Source organism: Leucobacter sp. USHLN154, assembly GCF_037145595.1.
Taxonomy (GTDB): domain Bacteria; phylum Actinomycetota; class Actinomycetes; order Actinomycetales; family Microbacteriaceae; genus Leucobacter; species Leucobacter alluvii.
The window spans coordinates 845,075-862,242 of record NZ_JBBCXF010000001.1 but is presented as its reverse complement, the minus strand read 5'-3'; the positions used below and the strand labels follow the sequence as shown (position 1 = coordinate 862,242).

The following is a 17,168-nucleotide window of genomic DNA, read 5'->3' as shown; positions in this document are numbered from 1 at the left end:
CGCACGCGCGGGAGCGGGTTCGTGCGCCGGACACGACGCCGCATTCCCCGAGTCCGGCCGTTCCTGCGAGAATATGCAGATGCCTCGCGTCGTCGCCCTGTATCGCTACCCCGTCAAAGGATTCACTCCGGAGCGCCGCGAACGACTCACCGTGCAGCGCGACGGGCGCATCGTCGGCGACCGGGTGCTCGCCTTCCGCTTCGCAGAGGCAGCGCTTCCCGAACAGCGCGACGGGCTCGACTACTGGCCGAAGGCGCAGGGCCTGGCGCTCCAGGACTTCCCGGCCCTCGCCGCATTGCGACTCGAGTTCGACGCTGCCGAGCGCCGCGTCACCATCTTCAGCGGCACCTCCGTCATGGTCTCCGCCGCGCTCGATGACGCCGGCCGCAAGCACCTCTCCGATGCGGTGACCGAGTTCGTGCTCGGCACGCGTGAGGGGAAGCGGTTGCAGCGCCCCGGCAGGCTGCCGCTCGAACTCGTCGGCGACGGCGAGCACGCGCGGTTCCAGGATCGCGAGCAGGGCTACGTGTCGCTGCACGGCCGCGCCAGCGTACTCGCACTCAGCGCAGTGATCGAGCGAACCGACGGCGGCACTCCCGAACTCACCGCCTCCGGGGGCGATCCCGATCCTTCCAGCGGGACAGACCCCGCACTCGATGACCGCCGCTTCCGGTCGAACATCGTCATCGACGGCGTCGAGGCCTGGGAGGAGCTCGAGTGGCGCGGGGCGGTGCGCATCGGCGAACTCGAGTTCCGCACGGCAGAACCCATCGTCCGGTGTCTCGCCACCCATGCGAACCCGGAGACGGGCGCACGCGACGCACGGGTGCTCACCACCCTGACCCGGCGCATCGGGCAACGGGAGCCGACGCTCGGCACGCTCCTGCTCCCCCGCGAGCTTCCGGCCCCGATGCCCGCCGGAACCGAGCTCGGGAGCGCCGCCTGGGGCGACATCCGGGTCGGCGACGACGTCGAGCTGATCGCGGACGCGCTGTAGTCCCGCCGCGGCGCGCCGATGCCGCGACCGCACGGCCACTGGGATCGACGCCGAGCTTCTGCTAGACTCGGTTCTTGGCTTGCGTGTGGTTCTTACCACACCACCCGTAAGGTGCCCTCTCTCACCGCGCGGAACAACCCGTCAACCGGATCTAAAGGACACATCTCAACGTGGCAAATATCAAGTCGCAGATCAAGCGCATCAAGACCAACCGCAAGGCGACCGAGCGCAACAAGGCGTACAAGAGCGAACTCCGCACCGTCGTGCGCGCAGCTCGCGAGGCGATCGCAGCCGGCGACAAGTCGGTAGCCGAGGCCAAGCTGAAGACCGCCGGCCGCAAGCTGGACAAGGCCGCCTCGAAGGGCGTCATCCACAAGAACCAGGCCGCGAACCGCAAGTCGAAGCTCGCCGCTCAGGTGGCATCGCTCTAACTCGCATTCGCGATCGATTCAGGCCCTGCTTCGGCGGGGCCTTTTTCGTGCGCTGGCGCACTGCACCCGCAGTGCTACACGCGCCCGCGTTTCGCTACGAACAAGAGATACTTCTCGAGCGCGTACTCGGGGTCCCGACTCCCGCCCTTCAACCGCCACTCGGTTTCTGCGGCGAGATCGATCGCACGAGCGAGATCTTCTTCGCGCCAGCCGCGCACTTCGCGCAGCGCCCGATCGACCTGCCACGGAGCCATGCCGAGCTCTTTCGCGAGCTGTCCCCCGGATCCGCCGGCGCCGTAGACCCGGGCCATCGCGCGCACCTTCATATTGAGTGCGGCGAGCATCGGGATCGGATCGGTTCCCGTCGAGAACGCCTGGCGGAGCAGCACGAGAGCGTCGGCCGCACGACCGGCCGTCGCGGCGTCGGCCACTCTGAACGCATTCGTCTCGACGCGGCCCTCGGTGGCGCGTGAGACCTGATCCTCGGAGATTCTGGTGCCGACGTCCGAGACGAGTTGCCCGATCGCGCCGGCGAGCTCGCCGATCCCGCCCGAGAACGCGGCTGCGAGCTGGCGGGCCGCCCCCGGGGTGACCTGGGCGCCCAGTCGGCGAAACTCGGCCTGCACGAACGCGAGGCGATCCTGATCCTTCTTCACTTCGGCGCAGACCACCTCGATACCGCCGCCGGCCCCGCCGCGCACGAGATCGAGCAGCGCTTTGCCGCGCTGACCGCCGGCGTGGCGCAGCACCAGTGTCGTGCCGTCCGCCGGCTCTGCGACGTACCGTTTCGTGTCTTCGAGGAAGGCGTCGGAGCACTTCTCGACGCCCTCGACGCGAATCAACCGCGGCTCTGCGAACAGTGACGGGCTCGCGATCGTGAACAGCTCGCCCGCCGTGTACGAGGCGGCGTCGACGTCGTGCACCTCGAGATCGCTGTTCACCTCGAGCAGTGCGGCGCGGATCGCTTGCGCCGCTCGATCCGCGAGAAACGCCTCGGGGCCGGAGATCAGCACGACCGCAGCCGGCTGCGCCTCGCTCCAATCGAGCTGCGGGATCTTCGTCTTCGCAGACGCCGCTCGCGGAGCTGCCTTCCGTGCCTGTGCCACCCGTCCAGACTACCGTTCACTCTCCTCCTCGCTCGACGCTCCGCGCTCGGCCCAGACGTCGAGCGCGCCTGGATCGCCGCTCACGGCGATCGACCCCAGCTCGTCGGTCCGCAGAACGGTGGTGCTGGTGCGGCGGAGACCCTCGATGACGGACGCGGTCGGATGCCCGTACCCGTTGTCCGCACCGACCGAGATCAGTGCGACCTCGGCAGAAGCTGCGGTGAAGATGCCGGAATCGTGATCAGAAGAGCCGTGATGCGCCACCTTGACCACGTCGACGTCGAGATCGGCGCCGGTCCGTTGCAGCGCGAGCTGCTCATCCTCTCCCGTATCGGCGAGCAGGAGCACCGACGTCGCCCCCGCCTCCACGCGCAGGACGAGACTCGCGCTGTTCGTATCGGCGGGAGTCGCCCCCGGCTCAGGCGCCAGCACCTCCCAGTGCAGACCTCCGAGCGCATCGATCACGCCGCTCCCACCCACCTGCGTGCTCACACCTGCCGTCTGCAGCGAGGTGAGTACTGGGCGCACGTCGCCATCCTCGCGATTGCTCGGTGCGATGAGCGCGCGATCCACCTGATCGACGATCGCGCTCAGCGCGCCCACGTGGTCCCGGTCGTCATGCGTGAGCACGAGGATCGCGATGCGGTGCACTCCGAATCGCTCCAGGCACGAGTCGAGCCGCTCCGGGTCGTCGCCGGTGTCCACCAGCATCACAGTGTCGGGGGCCCCTGGGTCTCGCAGCAGCAGCGCGTCACCCTGGCCGACGTCGCACGCGACCACGCTCCAGGTATGCGGAGTCGTGAGCCGCGCGGTCGTCGGGGCGATGAGCGTCGGCCCGAGAAATGCTCCGAGCGCACCGCAGAGCAGCGCCGCAATCCAGACGGCGGTGCGGCGCGGGCGCGGCACGTTCCACCCCCACGGGGTCCTCCCGCTCGTCACTGGAGCACCAGGGGAAGGCGCACCCGGATCCCGGTCAGCGTGCTCGCCGAATCGACGCTCGAGGAGCCACCAGGCGACGAGTACGGCGATTTCGACGCCTGCGAGCAGCGCGGCGCCTCCCCACCCGCCTGGCCACGCCCACCTCGCTCCCGGGAGCGCAGCCGTGACCTCTGCGGTTGCGACGACCCAGCTGGCAGGCATGCTGGCGAGCCACACGCAGGCGTGCGACACCTCGGGGAGAAGCGGCGCCGCGAGGAGCGCGAGCAGCCCGAGCCCCGTACCCCAGGGGGCAGCCGGGGCTGCGAGCACGTTTGCGACGAGCCCAGCTGCGGGAAAGCCGGACTGCACGAGCAGCAACAGCGGCCCGCACGCGAACTGCGCGGCGATCACGACGGCAACAGGAAGCCTGACCCACTGAGGGCTCGGGAACACGCGTCCCAGCAGCAGCATCACGTCGGGAACCCACAGCAGAATTCCCGCGGTCGCCGCGACGGAGAGCGCGAATCCCGGCTGGAGCGCCTGCCACGGATCGTGCACGAGCAGCGCGAGGACGGCGAGCCCGAGACCGGGAAGCGCGATGGCGCGCTTCCCCCCGAACGATGAGAGCAGCACGACCGCGGCCATCACTCCCGCCCGCTGCACGCTCGGATCCGGCCCGACGACGGCCACGAAGCCGGCCAACGCCGAGCCTGCCAGCGCGATCCGGGCGCGACGCGGCACGCCGAGCCAGCCCGACACCGTGAAGATGGCCGCCACGACCAGCGCGCAGTTGGCGCCCGACACCGCCACGAGGTGAGTGAGCGAGCTCTCCCGCATCTGCTGATCGAGGTGCTCCGGCACGAGCGACGTGTCGCCGACGGCGAACCCCGGCACCAGTTCGGCGCCGGGCACGGCGGCCGCCGCTTCGCGCAGGCCGGCGCGGAGACGGGCTGCAGCGTGCGTCGTGACGGCGCGAATCGTCGCCGATGCGCTGTCTGCGCCGTCCGTCGCGACGGCATCGAAGGATGTGACACGGACTCCGTACCTGGCAGACGAACCGGCGTCGAGTGACACGAGCGTGCCAGACGCCAGCGCGAGCGTCCCCGGCCCCCAGAGGTTCGCGTCACCACTGCGGTCACCCGGTTCCTCAGCACCGGAGCGGAGCGAGTCGGAGCGGTGCGAGTCGGCTGCGAACCAGAGCACGACGGGCATGTCGCCGCTGGCCGAGCGCGCGACCGCGGGCGCCCACGACGACCGTCGACCGCGCTCGTCGATCGATGTCTTCGGGAAACCTCGCAGCTCGATGTCGAGCGTCGTCGCACGCCCGCTCGTTGCGGTACGCGCGAATTGCGGATCCTCGCGCACCTGCTCGAGCGCATCGATCCGCGCCCCGAGCACGACGAGCATCGCACAGGCGATCCCCGCACAGCGAAGGACGACCGCGCGCCCGCGTGCACGGACGCAGCCGATCGCGACGACGCCGATGCCGAACGCCGCGACGGCGAGCCACCGGCCACAGCCCGGAACCAAGATGGCGCTCGCCACGAGTGCCCATGCCAGGACCGCGGGGGCGAGTATGCGCCAACGGCCCGACGGTGATCGAGATGCGTCGTTCATAGCACCACGAGGTCTCGCAGCCCGTCGAGCGTCTTCGCCCCGATACCGGGCACTTCGAGCAGCTGATCCACCGAGGTGAACCCGCCGTTCGCATCGCGCCAGTCGATGATGCGCTGCGCGAGGGCCGGACCGATACGGGGAAGGGTCTCCAGATCGGCGACCGCGGCAGTGTTCAGGGCGATCGCGCCCGCTCCAGTTCCAGCTCCACTGCCGCCCGTCGTCGCGCCAGGCACCCCTCCTGGGCTCGGGCCAGCAGCGCTCGTATCAGCCTCGCCCGCGGCGGCGCTGTTCCCGGCCGCGCCCGATGGGTTCGCCCTCCAAGCCGCGGCCAGCGCGGCGTCGGGCACGATCAGCTGCTCGCCGTCTGCAACCGTCCGAGCGAGATTCAGGACGTCGAGCACCGCAGCATCGGTCGCTCCGCCGGCCTCGTCGATCGCATCGGCAACCCGGGAGCCCGCCGGGAGCTCGACGACCCCGGCGGTGTGCACCTCTCCCACCACGTGCACCAGCACATCCGCCCGCGAAGCATCTGCGCCGCCGTCGCCGTGCTCGGGCACCGGCCCGGATTGGGCTCCGCTCGTCGCCCCGCCGCCCGGTTGCTCACCCGCAGTCTCAGACGAGCTCGCCGCAGCATCCGCGCCCGCGGTGGCCACCCCGTGGGCCCGAGCCATCGTGATGCCGATAGCCACCGCGATGGCCGCGACGAACACCAGCGCTCCGACGGTCACTGGCACTGCGATCCCGCGGCGTATCCGCTCCCCGATCCTCGTGCTCGGCTCCCACCGGAGCGCCGGCGCGGCCCGCGCGTTCGTCCGGTCGCTCGCCTGCCAATGCCCCCGCGACAGCACTGCCTCACTGGAGAGGAGTGGGCGCGTGTTCAGGTCGGCGTCGCCGCCCGCTTCACCGCCCGCTTCACCGGGCTCGCCCGACTCGCCGGGCTCGGCGAGCCCGCCAGTGCCATCGGGTGCTTCGTGCTTCCGCATGCGAACACGCTAGGTCGCGAGCGCGCCCGCGCTGCCGCTTCGTCGCCAGCAGTGGAAAGGTCAGCACCTACGGCCGCTGGCGCTCCCTTGTGAGCGGAGTACGCGCTCCATCATTCACCCCACGCACTCATCCATCCCATCTCATGTGAGCGGGGTCACTGTTGGTGCGTGTCATGGGTCCGACACGCACCAACAGTGACCCCGCTCGCAGCGCGAAGGAGGAAAGAGAGCGGGAGCCCGCGCTAGGCGGCCGGCTTCGTCGCGATGCTGACGATCTTCGGCACGCGCACGATCACATTGACGACCTGTCGGTCTCCGATCGCGCGCTGCACCGCGGCCGACGCACGGGCAGCCGCCTCGGCCTCGGCCTCAGACACCGACGCTGGGAGCGTCAGGCGATCCCGCACCTTGCCGTCCACCTGCACGACCATCGTGACCTCGTCCTCGACGAGCAGTGCCGCATCGGCGACCGGCCACTCCACGAGCGCGACGCTCGGCTCGAACCCGAGCTTCGCCCACATGTCCTCGGCGGCGTAGGGCGCGAAGAGCGAGAGGATGACGGTGATCGCCTCGGCCGACTCGCGCACCGCGGGATTCGCGGCGCCGACGCCCGAGTCGATCGCCTTGCGGGTCACGTTCACCTGCTCCATGAGGCGCGCGACGACCACGTTGAATTTGTAGGCCTCGATGAGCCCCGGCGCATCGGCGAGCAGGCGGTGCGTGGCTCTCCGGAGCCCGGCGTCGCCCTCGGAGAACGCTGCCCCGCGCGGCGCACCCGCCGTCTGCACGTCGTCGACGACGCGCCAAGCCCGGGCGAGGAATTTCGCCGAGCCCTGCACTGACACGTCCGCCCAGTCGATGTCGTCTTCTGGCGGCCCCGCGAACGCGAGCGTCACGCGCAACGCGTCGGCACCGTGCGCCTTGAGCTCGCTCGCGAACTCGACGAGATTGCCCTTCGACTTCGACATCTTCGCACCGTCCTGCAGCACCATGCCCTGGTTCAGCAGCGCGGTGAACGGCTCGTCGAAGTCGAGGTAACCGAGATCGTGCAGCACCTTCGTGATGAAGCGCGAGTACAGCAGGTGCAGAATCGCGTGCTCGACACCGCCCGCGTACTGGTCGATCGGCCCCCAGGCGTTGACGAGCTCCGGGTCGAACGCCTGCGTCGCATCGTTCGCCGACAGGAAGCGCAGGTAGTACCACGAGCTGTCGACGAAGGTGTCCATCGTGTCGGGGTCGCGCGTCCAGGTCTCGCCGGTCTCGGGATCGACGACCGTCGCCCACTCCGTGGCGGCACCGAGCGGTGACGCTCCCTTCGGCTTGAGGTCCAGCCCCTCGGAGGCCGGCAGCTGTACGGGCAGCGCCTCGGAATCGACCGGGCGCATCTCGCCGTTCTCGTGATGGAGAATCGGGATCGGCGTGCCCCAGTAGCGCTGCCGCGAGATCAGCCAGTCGCGCAACCGGTACGTGGTCGACGCGCGACCGGTGCCGCGTTCCTCGAGCACCTCGACCGCGCGGGCGATCGCTTCGGTCTTCGGCAGCCCGTCGAGCTCGCCCGAGTTGACGAGCACCCCTTCGCCGGCCGTCGCGACGCCGCTCTCCGCGGGATCGGGCAGGGCGGCGCCGTCGGCGTCGCGCACGTCGACGACCACGCGCACGGGCAGGTCGAACTTCAGCGCGAAATCGAGGTCTCGCTGATCGTGCGCCGGTACCGCCATGATCGCGCCGTGCCCGTAATCGGCGAGCACGTAGTCGGAGGCCCACACGGGAATGCGCTCCCCGTTGACCGGGTTCACCGCGAAGTGGTCCAGGAAGACGCCGGTCTTCTCACGATCCGCGCTCTGCCGCTCGATCTCCGTCTGCTTCTGCGTCTGGGCCAGGTACTCCTGGAAATTCCTGCGCACCTCTTCCGAGGCGCCCGCTGCGAGCTCCGCCGCGAGGTCGGCGTCGGGGGCGACCACCATGAAGGTCGCGCCGTGCAGCGTATCGGGGCGCGTCGTGAAGACCGGAACCTTCTCCTCACGGCCCTCGATCTCGAACTCGACCTCGGCCCCGCGCGAGCGCCCGATCCAGTTGCGCTGCATGTTGAGCACCTTGGTGGGCCAATGACCCTCGAGCGCGTCGAGATCGTCGAGCAGGCGATCCGCGTAGTCGGTGATGCGGAAGTACCACTGCGTCAGCTTCTTCTTCACGACCATGGCGCCCGAGCGCTCGGAGGTGCCGTCCGCGAGCACCTGCTCGTTCGCGAGCACGGTCTGATCGACCGGATCCCAGTTGACCCAGCTCGCTTTGCGGTAGGCGAGACCCTTCTCGTACATCTTCAAGAAGAGCCACTGGTTCCACTTGTAGTACTCGGGGTCGCTCGTGTGGAGCACGCGGCTCCAATCGAAGGAGGGCGCGTAGAGCCGGAACGAGGCCTTCTGCTGCGCGATGTTGGCGTACGTCCACTCCCGGGGATCCACCCCGCGCTTGATGGCCGCATTCTCGGCGGGCAGCCCGAAGGAGTCCCACCCGATCGGGTGCAGCACGTCGTAGCCGCGTCCGCGCCAATAGCGTGCGAGCACGTCGCCGAAGCAGAACGCTTCTGCGTGCCCCATGTGCAGATCGCCCGATGGGTACGGGAACATGTCGAGCACGTACTTCTTGGGGCGCGCTGCCCCGGGGGCGGAGGCTCCCTCGGTGTCGACCTCGAACGGCTTCAGCTCGTCCCACACGGGAAGCCAGCGGTCCTGGATCGCCTGGAAGTCATAGCCCTCGGCGTCGCGCTCCTGCTGCTCGGTCACACATACCTCGATCTCGGTTCGAATCGCCCGCGTTCGCGAGCGCACACTTCCGACCAGAATACCCGGTACCGAGCGGGTGGAGCGCCCAGCGCCCGCGCGCTGAGCGGTGCGGCGCCGGCGGCGGAGCGGCGAGGCGTCGCGCGCCGGCGGGGTGGCGGGGTCACCGCGCTGGGCGCATACTGGGCAGCACCCCGGCGATCCGCCGCCCACTCGGATACGCGAGCCGGGCGCGCAGCAGAGGAGCTCGCATGTCACTCTCGCCACAGCCCGATGAGACGATCGAGCCGTCGCCCGTCGAGACGCCGTTCGCCGCCGCATTCGATGCGGAGCGCGATCTCTCGATCACGCGCATCATCCGCGCTCCCCGTGCGATCGTGTGGCGCGCGTGGACGGATCCGGATCGCCTGGCCCGCTGGTGGATCCCCGCCCCCATGACGGCACGCGTCGAACGGCTCGAACTCGTGCCGGGCGGCGCGCTCATCACGAGCATGAGCGAGGGCGGAAGGGCCTTCGAGCCGCACATGAATGCCGTGTTCGTGACCGTCGAGGCCTCGAAGCGCATCGTCTTCACGAATGCGCTCGACGCCCAGTGGCGGCCCGCCTCTCCGGCACCCGTTGCCGTGACCGCCGAGTTCACCCTCACCGACCACCCGGAGGGCACGGCGTACCGGGCCACGGCGCGTCATGCGAGCGCGGACGACCGCGCGAGGCATGAGGAGCTCGGCTTCGTCGACGGCTGGACGATGGTGACCGCGGCACTCGCGGCACTGGTCGAGCGCGAGGTCTGAGCGGGCCGCGCCCGAGTCCGATCAGCGGGCGAGCGCAGAGAGCAGCGCGGCGGCCTTGAGGTGCTTCTCCGCGACCTCGTCGGCGGCGACTGAATCGATGGTGATGCCTCCCCCGGCGCCGACAGCGACCGCAGGCCGATCGCCCCGCCGCATCTCGACGCTGCGAATCGTCATCGCGAGCTCCGCGTCGCCCCGGCGATCGATCCACCCGAAGCACCCGGAGTAGAACCCGCGCGGCCCGCCCTCCAACCGCTGCAGCAGCTGCACGGCCCGGAGCTTCGGGGCACCCGTCATGGAACCGCCGGGAAACGCGGCGACGATGGCGTCCCAGATGCCCTGGCCGCCCGCCAAGGTGCCGGAGACCGTGCTCACGAGCTGATGCACATGAGCGTGGGTCTCGATATCGAGAAACCGGTCGACGCGCACCGAGCCCGGCTCGCACACGCGACTCAGGTCGTTGCGCATCAGGTCGACGATCATCAGGTTCTCCGCGCGCTCCTTCGGATCGGCCGCGAGTGCTGCCGCGAGCGCACGATCACTGCTCGGCGACCCTCCTCGACGACGGGTGCCCTTGATCGGGTGCGTCGAGACCGTCGCACCGCGGACCGAGAGAAACCGCTCCGGGCTCGCGCTGACGAGCACGTGCGAGCCCGCGTCGACGATTCCGCCCCGCACCGGCGCTCCTGACCCGCTCAAGCGTCGGTACACCTCGATGGCGTCGAACACTCCCGTGGCCTCGGCGGTGTCGGTCAGGCAGAGCACGTAGGCGTCGCCCGCCCGGATGGCGTCCCGGCAGCGTTCGACCGCCGCGGCGTAGTCGGCATCCCCGCTGCGCCACTGGGCCGGGGATGCTTCGGGATCAGACGCCGGCGCCGGCATCTCCGCTCCTCGCTCCCGGGCGCGCAGATGCTCTCCGTGCTCCGCGAGCCACGCATCGACCGCGGCGGTGCTCGGTCCGCGCAATTCGACGGCTCCGGAGTCGTGATCGACGGCCACGACCACATCGCACCGGAGCGCAACGGCGGCAGGGTCGGCGGGGGTCCCGGGCTCCACATCCGACGCCACGGGGGGCCCGAGGAGCGCGACGCCGAATTCGTAGGTGAGCGCGATGACCCATCCCCCTGCGAAACCGACGGCTGCCCGACGGGCGCCGCATACCGGCGCGTCTCCAGCGGTGTCCGAGGCGTGGTCACCGGCGGGCGACACGGCGTCCGACGCGTCCCGCAGATCCGAGAGGAAGGCGCGTTCGCCCCCCGGGGCGGCAAGGCGCACCTCGCCCGCGATCCCGAGCGTCGACACCCGCGGCTCCCCCGGTGCTGCCCCGGCTCCGTCGAACCAGAACCAGGGCGACCCGGTGTCGGCGAAGCGACGTGCGATCTCGACGGCGCTCACGCGCGCACGCACGGCGCGAGCGACCGGTTCACGCATCGGATCGGGCATCGTCTCAGCGTACCGCCGGTGCTACGCTCACGACATGCACGAGGGAGACGGGATCGTTGAGTCGCGCACGGAGTTCGCTGCCGCCACCGCGTGGGCTGTGAGCGTGGTCGACGGCGTGCCGGATACTCGCTGGCGTGCCCCTGGACTCGGCGATTGGGATCTGCGCGCGCTCGTCGGGCACACGAGTCGCGCGCTCCTCACGGTCGAGCGGGGGCTCGCCGCACCGCTCGAGGTCGATGCCGTCGGGGGCGCGGAGCAGTACTTCGCCCGTGCGTCCGACGCGACTGCGGCGAGCGGCGCTTCGGTGAGCGCCCGCGGCGTCGAGGCGGGCACGGCGCTCGGCGAGGACCCGGCTCTGCGCTTCGCCGAGATCGCTGCTCGCGTACTCGGCGCCGTGCGAGACGCCGGAGACCCGATCGTCAGCACGGTCGTCGGCGGGATGCGATTGAGCGCGTACCTGCGGACTCGCACCTTCGAGCTGATCGTGCACGGTCTCGACATCTGCGAGGCGGTGCGCGCCGCGTCTGACACCGCGAGCACCCGAACGGGCCCGCCCGACGAGTTCGCCGAGCCTCCGACCGCTCCGCTTCTGAGCACGATGCGGCTCGCCGGAGCCCTCGCGGTCGGCAACGGAGACGGCCGGGAGGTGCTGCGGGCCCTTACGGGACGCGGGGAGCTTCGATCGGGCTATTCCGTGCTCGCGCGCCCGCGTGAAGATCGCAGCACGAGTGCCCAGAGTCGGGACCGGGATCGGTGACCCCGGAGAGCGCCACCGACGGGGCCACGGGCAGGCTTCTCGCCGCCGACTCGTTCCGCGTGCGCGGAGCGGTCAGGGGCGGTGAAGCGGGTGCACACGTCGGCGCAGCGGTGCGCGGTTTCGCGCGCCACCTCGAGCGCTTCGCGCAGACGGCCCACGCCGCCTGGCTCGACGCGTCGGCAGAGGCGAACCCCGCGGAGGTCAGCGGTCGCGTCTCCGCGTTTCTCGATTCGGCGCGGAGCCGACTCGCGAGAAGCGGTGACGGGTTTCCTCGGTTCGAACTGTGGGAACCCGGCCCGAGCGACAGCATTCGCGAACCCCGACTCGCTCTCGCGATCCGGAAACTGCCGCAGTTGCAGCTCACGATCGCACTCCGATCGTGTCCGAGCGGGCCGCTGCCGCGCGCTCGCCGCAAGGGGCCCAACATCGCCAGCTACGCCGCACTCAGGCACGAGCTCGGGGCCGAGCCGCTCCTCCTCGATCGCGACGGTCGCGTGCTCGAGGGAGCGACGACCAGCCTGATCTGGTGGAACCGCGAAACGCACCGGGGCGCCGTTTCTGCACTCCCCGACCGCGTCCCGTCGGTCACGGAAGCACTCATTCGCGATGCTGCCGAGCTCGAGCCGCGGGTCGCGACGCTGAACGAGCTGCTGCACCACGAGGTCTGGGCGGTCAACGCCCTCCACGGCATCCGACCGGTGTCGCACCTCGACGGTGCCCGTTGCGCACCGCACGATCAGGAACGACTGGCGCACTTCCGCGAGATGCTCGATCGCCGCTGGGAGCCGATCACAGATCCACGCGCGAGGCGCTGATCTCCTGCGGCAGCTCGGTATGGGTGATGAGGATCACCGCCCGATCATCGGGCACTGCCCCCAGCAGGTCGAGCACCAGTCGGTCGGCGAGCTCGCGATCCACGCCCGCGGTCGGCTCGTCGAGCACGACGACCGGGAAATCGGCCAGGATGGCGCGGGCGAGCGCGATCCGCTGCGCCTGACCGCCGGAGATCCATGCTCCGTCCGCACCCAGCCGCGCATCGAGGCCGCCGCGCTCGAGCGCCCACTCGGCGAGACCGACGCGATCCAGCACCGCCCAGAGATCGTCGTCATTCGCGGTACCGCGCTCCTCGCTGTCGCGGGCGAACTTGAGATTCTGGCGCAGATCGGAGTCGAAGAGGTACGGCCGCTGCTCGCAGAGACCCACGATCTCGCGCACGGCGTCGGCAGGCAGCGCCCGTGCATCGAGGCCTCGCACGCGGTACTCCCCGCGCGATTCGAGGAATCTCACCAGGGCGAGCGCGAGGGTGCTCTTGCCCGCTCCGCTCGCGCCGCGAACGACGAGCGTCTCGCCCGCATCGAGAACGAAATCGACGCCGCTGATCGCATCGCTCGCGGCCCCCGGGTACCTGGCGGCGAGCCCGCGCACTTCGATCAGCGGCGCTCCGACGGGGGCGCGAACCGCTTCGCACCCCACCGGAGACAGTTCATCGGCATCTCCCGAGTCGGCGACGAGTTCGCTCGGCAGCGCGCCCTCCGTGAGATCGGCGACGCGATCGGCGCTCGCCTGCACCGTGCGCCTGGCAGACAGAGCTGCGGGAACCTGCGCGAAGACCTCGAAGACGGCGGCGGGAACGACGACGGCAGCAGCGAAAAGCGGCGCGGAGAGCCCCTCGCCCAACGTCGGCAGCATCGCGACGATCGCGAGGAGCGAGGCCGCTCCGGCAGCACACCCGAGGACGGCAGCCGTGAGGCCGGCCGAGCGCGCGCGGCGGAGCTGGAGGGTCGCGAGGCGCTGCTCGGCAGCGGCGATCCGCGCGCGCTGCATCTCGACGGCGTCGAAGGCCAGGAGCACCTCGCCCGCGGAGAAGCGCTCGAGCAGCGCGTCGACGACTGCGGCTCGTGCGGCGCTCAGCTCCCGATCCTGCGCGCCGGAGAGCCGGTTCGCCAGCGCGACTGCCACGCCGCCGCCGATCACGAGCGCGCCGAGCAGCACGAGCGCGGCCGGCACCGATATGAGTGCGACGAGCATCACGCTCAGACCTGTGACGATGCCGCTCACGATGAGCGGCTGGCGCACCCGCAGCGCTTCGTCCTGCAGCTGGTCGACGTCATCGACGAACGCTGCGAGCACTTCTCCCCGCCGGTGCGATTCCAGTGCGCCCGGCACCCGCGGCACGAGTGACGCGAAGGTGCGCGACCGCAGCACGGCGAGCTGAGCGAGCGCCGCATCGTGGCTCGTGAGCCGCTCGGCGTACCGGAAGGCGGCGCGACCGATCGCGAGCGCTCGCACGCCGACGATCGCGAACGTGAGATGGAGGATCGGGGGCTGCTCCCCCGCCCGCACGATCAGCCACATGCTCAGCCCGAGCAGGCCGACGACGCTCGCATCTGCCAGCACTCCGAGCAGAATGCCGGGAAGACGCCGCGACCGGCTCGGCATGGCCCGATCGAGTATTGCCCGCCGCTGCCGACGGGTGACCGCTTCGGTCTGCATCGCGCGCATCAGGCGTCCACCCCCGCAATGCTCGGCTCCGGATGACTCGCATCGATGCGCACCACGCGATCGGCTGCCCGGTGCACCGCTTCCCGATGGCTGACGACGAGCACGGCCCGCCCGGCATCCGCCTCCGCGCGAAGAGCGGCGCACACCAACGCCTCGCTCGACGAGTCCAAGGCAGAGCTGGGCTCATCGAGCACGAGCGCGCCGCAGTCGAGCCGCCATGCTCGATACAGCGCCCTGGCCACGGCGATGCGCTGGGCCTGACCACCGGACACGCCGGCGCCTGCGACGCCCAGTTCGAGGCCGAGGTCGAGGTGCTCGAGACCGACGGCGTCGAGCGCGCGCCGCGCGAGCGCGCGATCGGGTTCGTCCGACCCGAGCGCCACGTTCTCGGCGATGCTGCCGTGCAGCAGGCCGGGACGCTGGCCCGACCACGCGAGCGCACCGGGTGCGACGATACGCCCGCGGATTGGCTCGACGAAGCCGAGCAGCACCGCGACCAACGTCGATTTTCCGGCGCCGGATGGTCCGGACATCGCCACCATCTCTCCTGGAGCGACATCGAACGATACGGGGCCGACGACGCGCCGGCCTCCCCTGGCGACGCTGACCGCGTCGAAACTCAGTCCGGGCTGTCGCCCGTCAGCCGAGCGCCGCGCGTCGCGAGCGTCACCGCACTCAGAGGATGCTGCCCCGTTCGGGCGCGAATCAGCCGCCTCGATGATCGCGAAGACCCGCGACGCAGCCGCCAGGCCTTCGGTCGATGCGTGGAACGCAGCACCGACCTGCCGGATCGGCACGAAGGTCTCGGGGAGCAGCAGCAGCACGAAGAGTCCGAGCCCGAGGGGGAACTCGCCGCTCACCAGCCGGGTTCCGACCGTCACCGCGACGAGCGCGATCGAGAAGGTGCCGGCGAGATCGAGCACGAATCCCGAGAGGAAGGTGACGCGCAGCACGCTCATGGTGCGCGAGCGGTACTCATCGGTCTCGCGGGTGATGCGCGCGACCTGCCGGCCCTGCCTGCCGAAGATCCGCAGAGTGGCGAGGCCGGCAACGACGTCCAGGAATGACGATGAGAGGCGCTGCAACTGCTCCCACTGCCGATCCTGCACTGCCTGCGTCGCAAGACCGATGAGGATCATGAAGACCGGGATGATCGGGAACACCACGACCACGATCAGGCCGCTGAGCGGATCTGCGAGCAGGACGGCGAGGATGAGGATGGGAGTGGCGACACCCGTGAGCAGGAGCTGCGGGATGTACCCGGAGAAGTAGCCGTCGAGCGCGTCCAGCCCGCGGCCGAGCGACGTCGCCAGTTCGGCGTCGCCCGGCCCGTCATCCCGCTGGGGCGAGCGGGCGTCGAGCGCATCGAGCGCCGCCGCTCGGAGCTGAGCTTTCACGCGGACCGCACCGCGCGCCGCGACGGCGTCCATGCCCCAACCGGCGATGGAACGCGCGCACACAGCGACCAGCGCGCCGAGCATGAGCCAGGGAAGCTGGTCGGTATCGAACGCTCCCTCGTCGATTCTGCCCCGCACCCCGGGAATGCCGTCCATCACGGGAAGGGCTGCAGCGGTAACTGCCTGCGCCAGGCACCACGCCCAGGCCAGCACCGCGCAGGTGCGCAGCAGACCGAGCCCGGCGCCGATGATCAGCACGCCGCGCGCAGCGCGCGCATACCGGAGCAATCTCGGGTCGAAGGGTTTCACGAGGTTCCTGAGTGTCGATGGGCGGCGGAAGTCACAACCGCTCGAGGCAGTCTACGGGAGCCCGGGGAGTCACATCAGATGAAACCCCGGGCCCTGCGCACCGAGTCAGTGCGCACCTACGGGAATCGCCTCCCGGGTCAACCGCTTCCGGAAGATCCAGTAGGTCCAAGCCTGGTACGCGAGCACGAGCGGAAGGGTGAAGACCGCGACCCACGTCATGAGCTCGAGCGTCTTCTGCGAACTCGCGGCGCCGACGATCGACATGGAGTACGAGGGGTCGATGCTCGATGCCATGAGATTCGGGAACATCGCCATGAAGATCGCGAGCAGAGCGAACGCGATGGCGATCGCGTTGCCGGTGAAGGCCCACCCTTCTCGTCCGACGAGATTCGCGGCCCAACCCCCGATGAGCGCGAGTGCGGCGACCGCTGAGCAGAGCACGATCACCCACAGCGTCGGGCTATCGGTGTGCTGCATGATCGTCCATCCGAGGAACGTCGCTCCCGCGATGATCGCCGCGGCACCGACCTTCGTGGCGAGCGAGCGAGCTCGCACTCGCATGTCACCCGCGGTCTTCAGCGAGATGAACACTAGACCGTGCGCGAACGTGATGAGGAGCATCGTGAGTCCGCCGAGCAGCCCGTAGGGGTTCAGCAGAGTGAGCAGTGTGCCCTGGTAGATCCAGCCGCCGTTCTCCATCGGCGCGATCGGGAGCCCCTGGGCGAGGTTCGCGAACGCGACGCCCCAGAGGAGCGGCGGCACCACCGAACCCCAGAAGATGAACTGGTCGAACCACCGGGTCCATTCGCGACCCTTGCCCTGGTGCCGGTATTCGAACGAGACCCCGCGCAGAATCAGGGCGACGAGGATCACGAGGAGCGCCAGGTAGAAGCCGGAGAACATCGTCGCGTACCACTCGGGGAACGCGGCGAAGAGCGAGGCGCCCGCGACGATGAGCCACGTCTCGTTGAGATCCCAGACGGGACCGATCGTGTTGATGATGAGACGCCGGTCGCGGTCGTCCCTCCCGAGGAACGGCAGCGACATGCCAACGCCGAAATCGAATCCGTCGAGCACGAAGTAGCCGATGAGCATCGCCCCGACGATGAAGAACCAGAGTGTGGTGAGTTCCATGTCCGT

At 70.1% G+C, this 17,168-nt stretch carries 13 protein-coding genes; 5 read left to right on the top strand and 8 right to left on the bottom strand.

The genetic code is table 11. From position 1 onward, the window contains the following. The first annotated feature begins 79 nt into the window (after positions 1-79). A complete protein-coding gene (locus tag WFH23_RS04020; protein WP_336661644.1) occupies positions 80-997 on the top strand; it encodes an MOSC domain-containing protein in 918 nt (305 codons plus the stop codon). 170 nt (positions 998-1,167) lie between these two features. Beyond that, positions 1,168-1,428, top strand: coding sequence for a 30S ribosomal protein S20 (gene rpsT / locus WFH23_RS04015; protein ID WP_200329152.1), 261 nt, complete (start codon positions 1,168-1,170; stop codon positions 1,426-1,428). Between the two features lie 74 nt (positions 1,429-1,502). Here rpsT and holA read toward each other — a convergent pair whose 3' ends face one another. The 4 genes from holA to leuS form a co-directional block, all read right to left on the bottom strand. Then, the gene (gene holA / locus WFH23_RS04010; protein WP_336661643.1) at positions 1,503-2,534 is read right to left on the bottom strand and encodes a DNA polymerase III subunit delta; all 1,032 of its coding nucleotides are present in this window, start codon (positions 2,532-2,534) and stop codon (positions 1,503-1,505) included. A 9-nt stretch (positions 2,535-2,543) separates the two neighbouring features. Then, positions 2,544-5,069 (bottom strand): ComEC/Rec2 family competence protein, encoded by a 2,526-nt coding sequence (locus WFH23_RS04005; protein WP_336661642.1) that lies wholly within the window; start codon positions 5,067-5,069, stop codon positions 2,544-2,546. Further along, positions 5,066-6,052: a ComEA family DNA-binding protein gene (locus tag WFH23_RS04000; protein WP_336661641.1), complete on the bottom strand. Its 987-nt coding sequence runs from the start codon at positions 6,050-6,052 to the stop codon at positions 5,066-5,068. The genes WFH23_RS04005 and WFH23_RS04000 overlap by 4 nt, the downstream gene beginning before the upstream one ends. 242 nt (positions 6,053-6,294) lie before the next feature. Then, positions 6,295-8,835, bottom strand: coding sequence for a leucine--tRNA ligase (gene leuS, locus WFH23_RS03995; protein ID WP_336661640.1), 2,541 nt, complete (start codon positions 8,833-8,835; stop codon positions 6,295-6,297). A gap of 248 nt (positions 8,836-9,083) precedes the next feature. Between leuS and WFH23_RS03990 the strand changes: the two genes are divergently transcribed. Further along, on the top strand, positions 9,084-9,623 hold the full coding sequence (locus WFH23_RS03990; protein WP_336661639.1) for an SRPBCC domain-containing protein: 540 nt from the start codon (positions 9,084-9,086) through the stop codon (positions 9,621-9,623). 21 nt (positions 9,624-9,644) lie between these two features. Here WFH23_RS03990 and WFH23_RS03985 read toward each other — a convergent pair whose 3' ends face one another. Beyond that, entirely contained in the window at positions 9,645-11,063 is a 1,419-nt protein-coding gene (locus WFH23_RS03985) for an anthranilate synthase component I family protein (protein ID WP_336661638.1), read from the bottom strand. A 34-nt stretch (positions 11,064-11,097) separates the two neighbouring features. Here WFH23_RS03985 and WFH23_RS03980 point away from each other — a divergent pair, with 34 nt between their 5' ends. Further along, on the top strand, positions 11,098-11,820 hold the full coding sequence (locus tag WFH23_RS03980; protein WP_090148498.1) for a maleylpyruvate isomerase N-terminal domain-containing protein: 723 nt from the start codon (positions 11,098-11,100) through the stop codon (positions 11,818-11,820). Further along, complete coding sequence (locus WFH23_RS03975) at positions 11,817-12,635, top strand: aminotransferase class IV (protein WP_336661637.1); 819 nt, start codon at positions 11,817-11,819, stop codon at positions 12,633-12,635. The genes WFH23_RS03980 and WFH23_RS03975 overlap by 4 nt, the downstream gene beginning before the upstream one ends. On the opposite strand, the gene cydC is transcribed toward WFH23_RS03975, so the two are convergent. The 3 genes from cydC to cydB form a co-directional block, all read right to left on the bottom strand. After that, positions 12,610-14,322 carry a thiol reductant ABC exporter subunit CydC gene (gene cydC / locus WFH23_RS03970; RefSeq protein ID WP_336661636.1) on the bottom strand — a complete coding sequence of 571 codons (1,713 nt, stop codon included), beginning with the start codon at positions 14,320-14,322 and terminating at the stop codon, positions 12,610-12,612. The two genes, WFH23_RS03975 and cydC, sit on opposite strands and share 26 nt — an antisense overlap. Continuing rightward, positions 14,322-16,028 carry a thiol reductant ABC exporter subunit CydD gene (gene cydD, locus WFH23_RS03965; RefSeq protein WP_336661635.1) on the bottom strand — a complete coding sequence of 569 codons (1,707 nt, stop codon included), beginning with the start codon at positions 16,026-16,028 and terminating at the stop codon, positions 14,322-14,324. Before cydD ends, cydC begins: the two co-directional genes overlap by 1 nt. A gap of 105 nt (positions 16,029-16,133) precedes the next feature. Then, complete coding sequence (gene cydB, locus WFH23_RS03960) at positions 16,134-17,162, bottom strand: cytochrome d ubiquinol oxidase subunit II (protein WP_090148489.1); 1,029 nt, start codon at positions 17,160-17,162, stop codon at positions 16,134-16,136. Positions 17,163-17,168 lie beyond the last annotated feature (6 nt).

Coding starts and splice junctions, on each gene's coding strand:
- cydB (WP_090148489.1), bottom strand. CDS start 17,162: ATGGAACTCACCACACTCTGGTTCTTCATCGTCGGGGCGATGCTCATC.
- WFH23_RS04005 (WP_336661642.1), bottom strand. CDS start 5,069: ATGAACGACGCATCTCGATCACCGTCGGGCCGTTGGCGCATACTCGCC.
- cydC (WP_336661636.1), bottom strand. CDS start 14,322: ATGCGCGCGATGCAGACCGAAGCGGTCACCCGTCGGCAGCGGCGGGCA.
- WFH23_RS04000 (WP_336661641.1), bottom strand. CDS start 6,052: ATGCGGAAGCACGAAGCACCCGATGGCACTGGCGGGCTCGCCGAGCCC.
- WFH23_RS04020 (WP_336661644.1), top strand. CDS start 80: ATGCCTCGCGTCGTCGCCCTGTATCGCTACCCCGTCAAAGGATTCACT.
- WFH23_RS03985 (WP_336661638.1), bottom strand. CDS start 11,063: ATGCCCGATCCGATGCGTGAACCGGTCGCTCGCGCCGTGCGTGCGCGC.
- WFH23_RS03990 (WP_336661639.1), top strand. CDS start 9,084: ATGTCACTCTCGCCACAGCCCGATGAGACGATCGAGCCGTCGCCCGTC.
- WFH23_RS03980 (WP_090148498.1), top strand. CDS start 11,098: ATGCACGAGGGAGACGGGATCGTTGAGTCGCGCACGGAGTTCGCTGCC.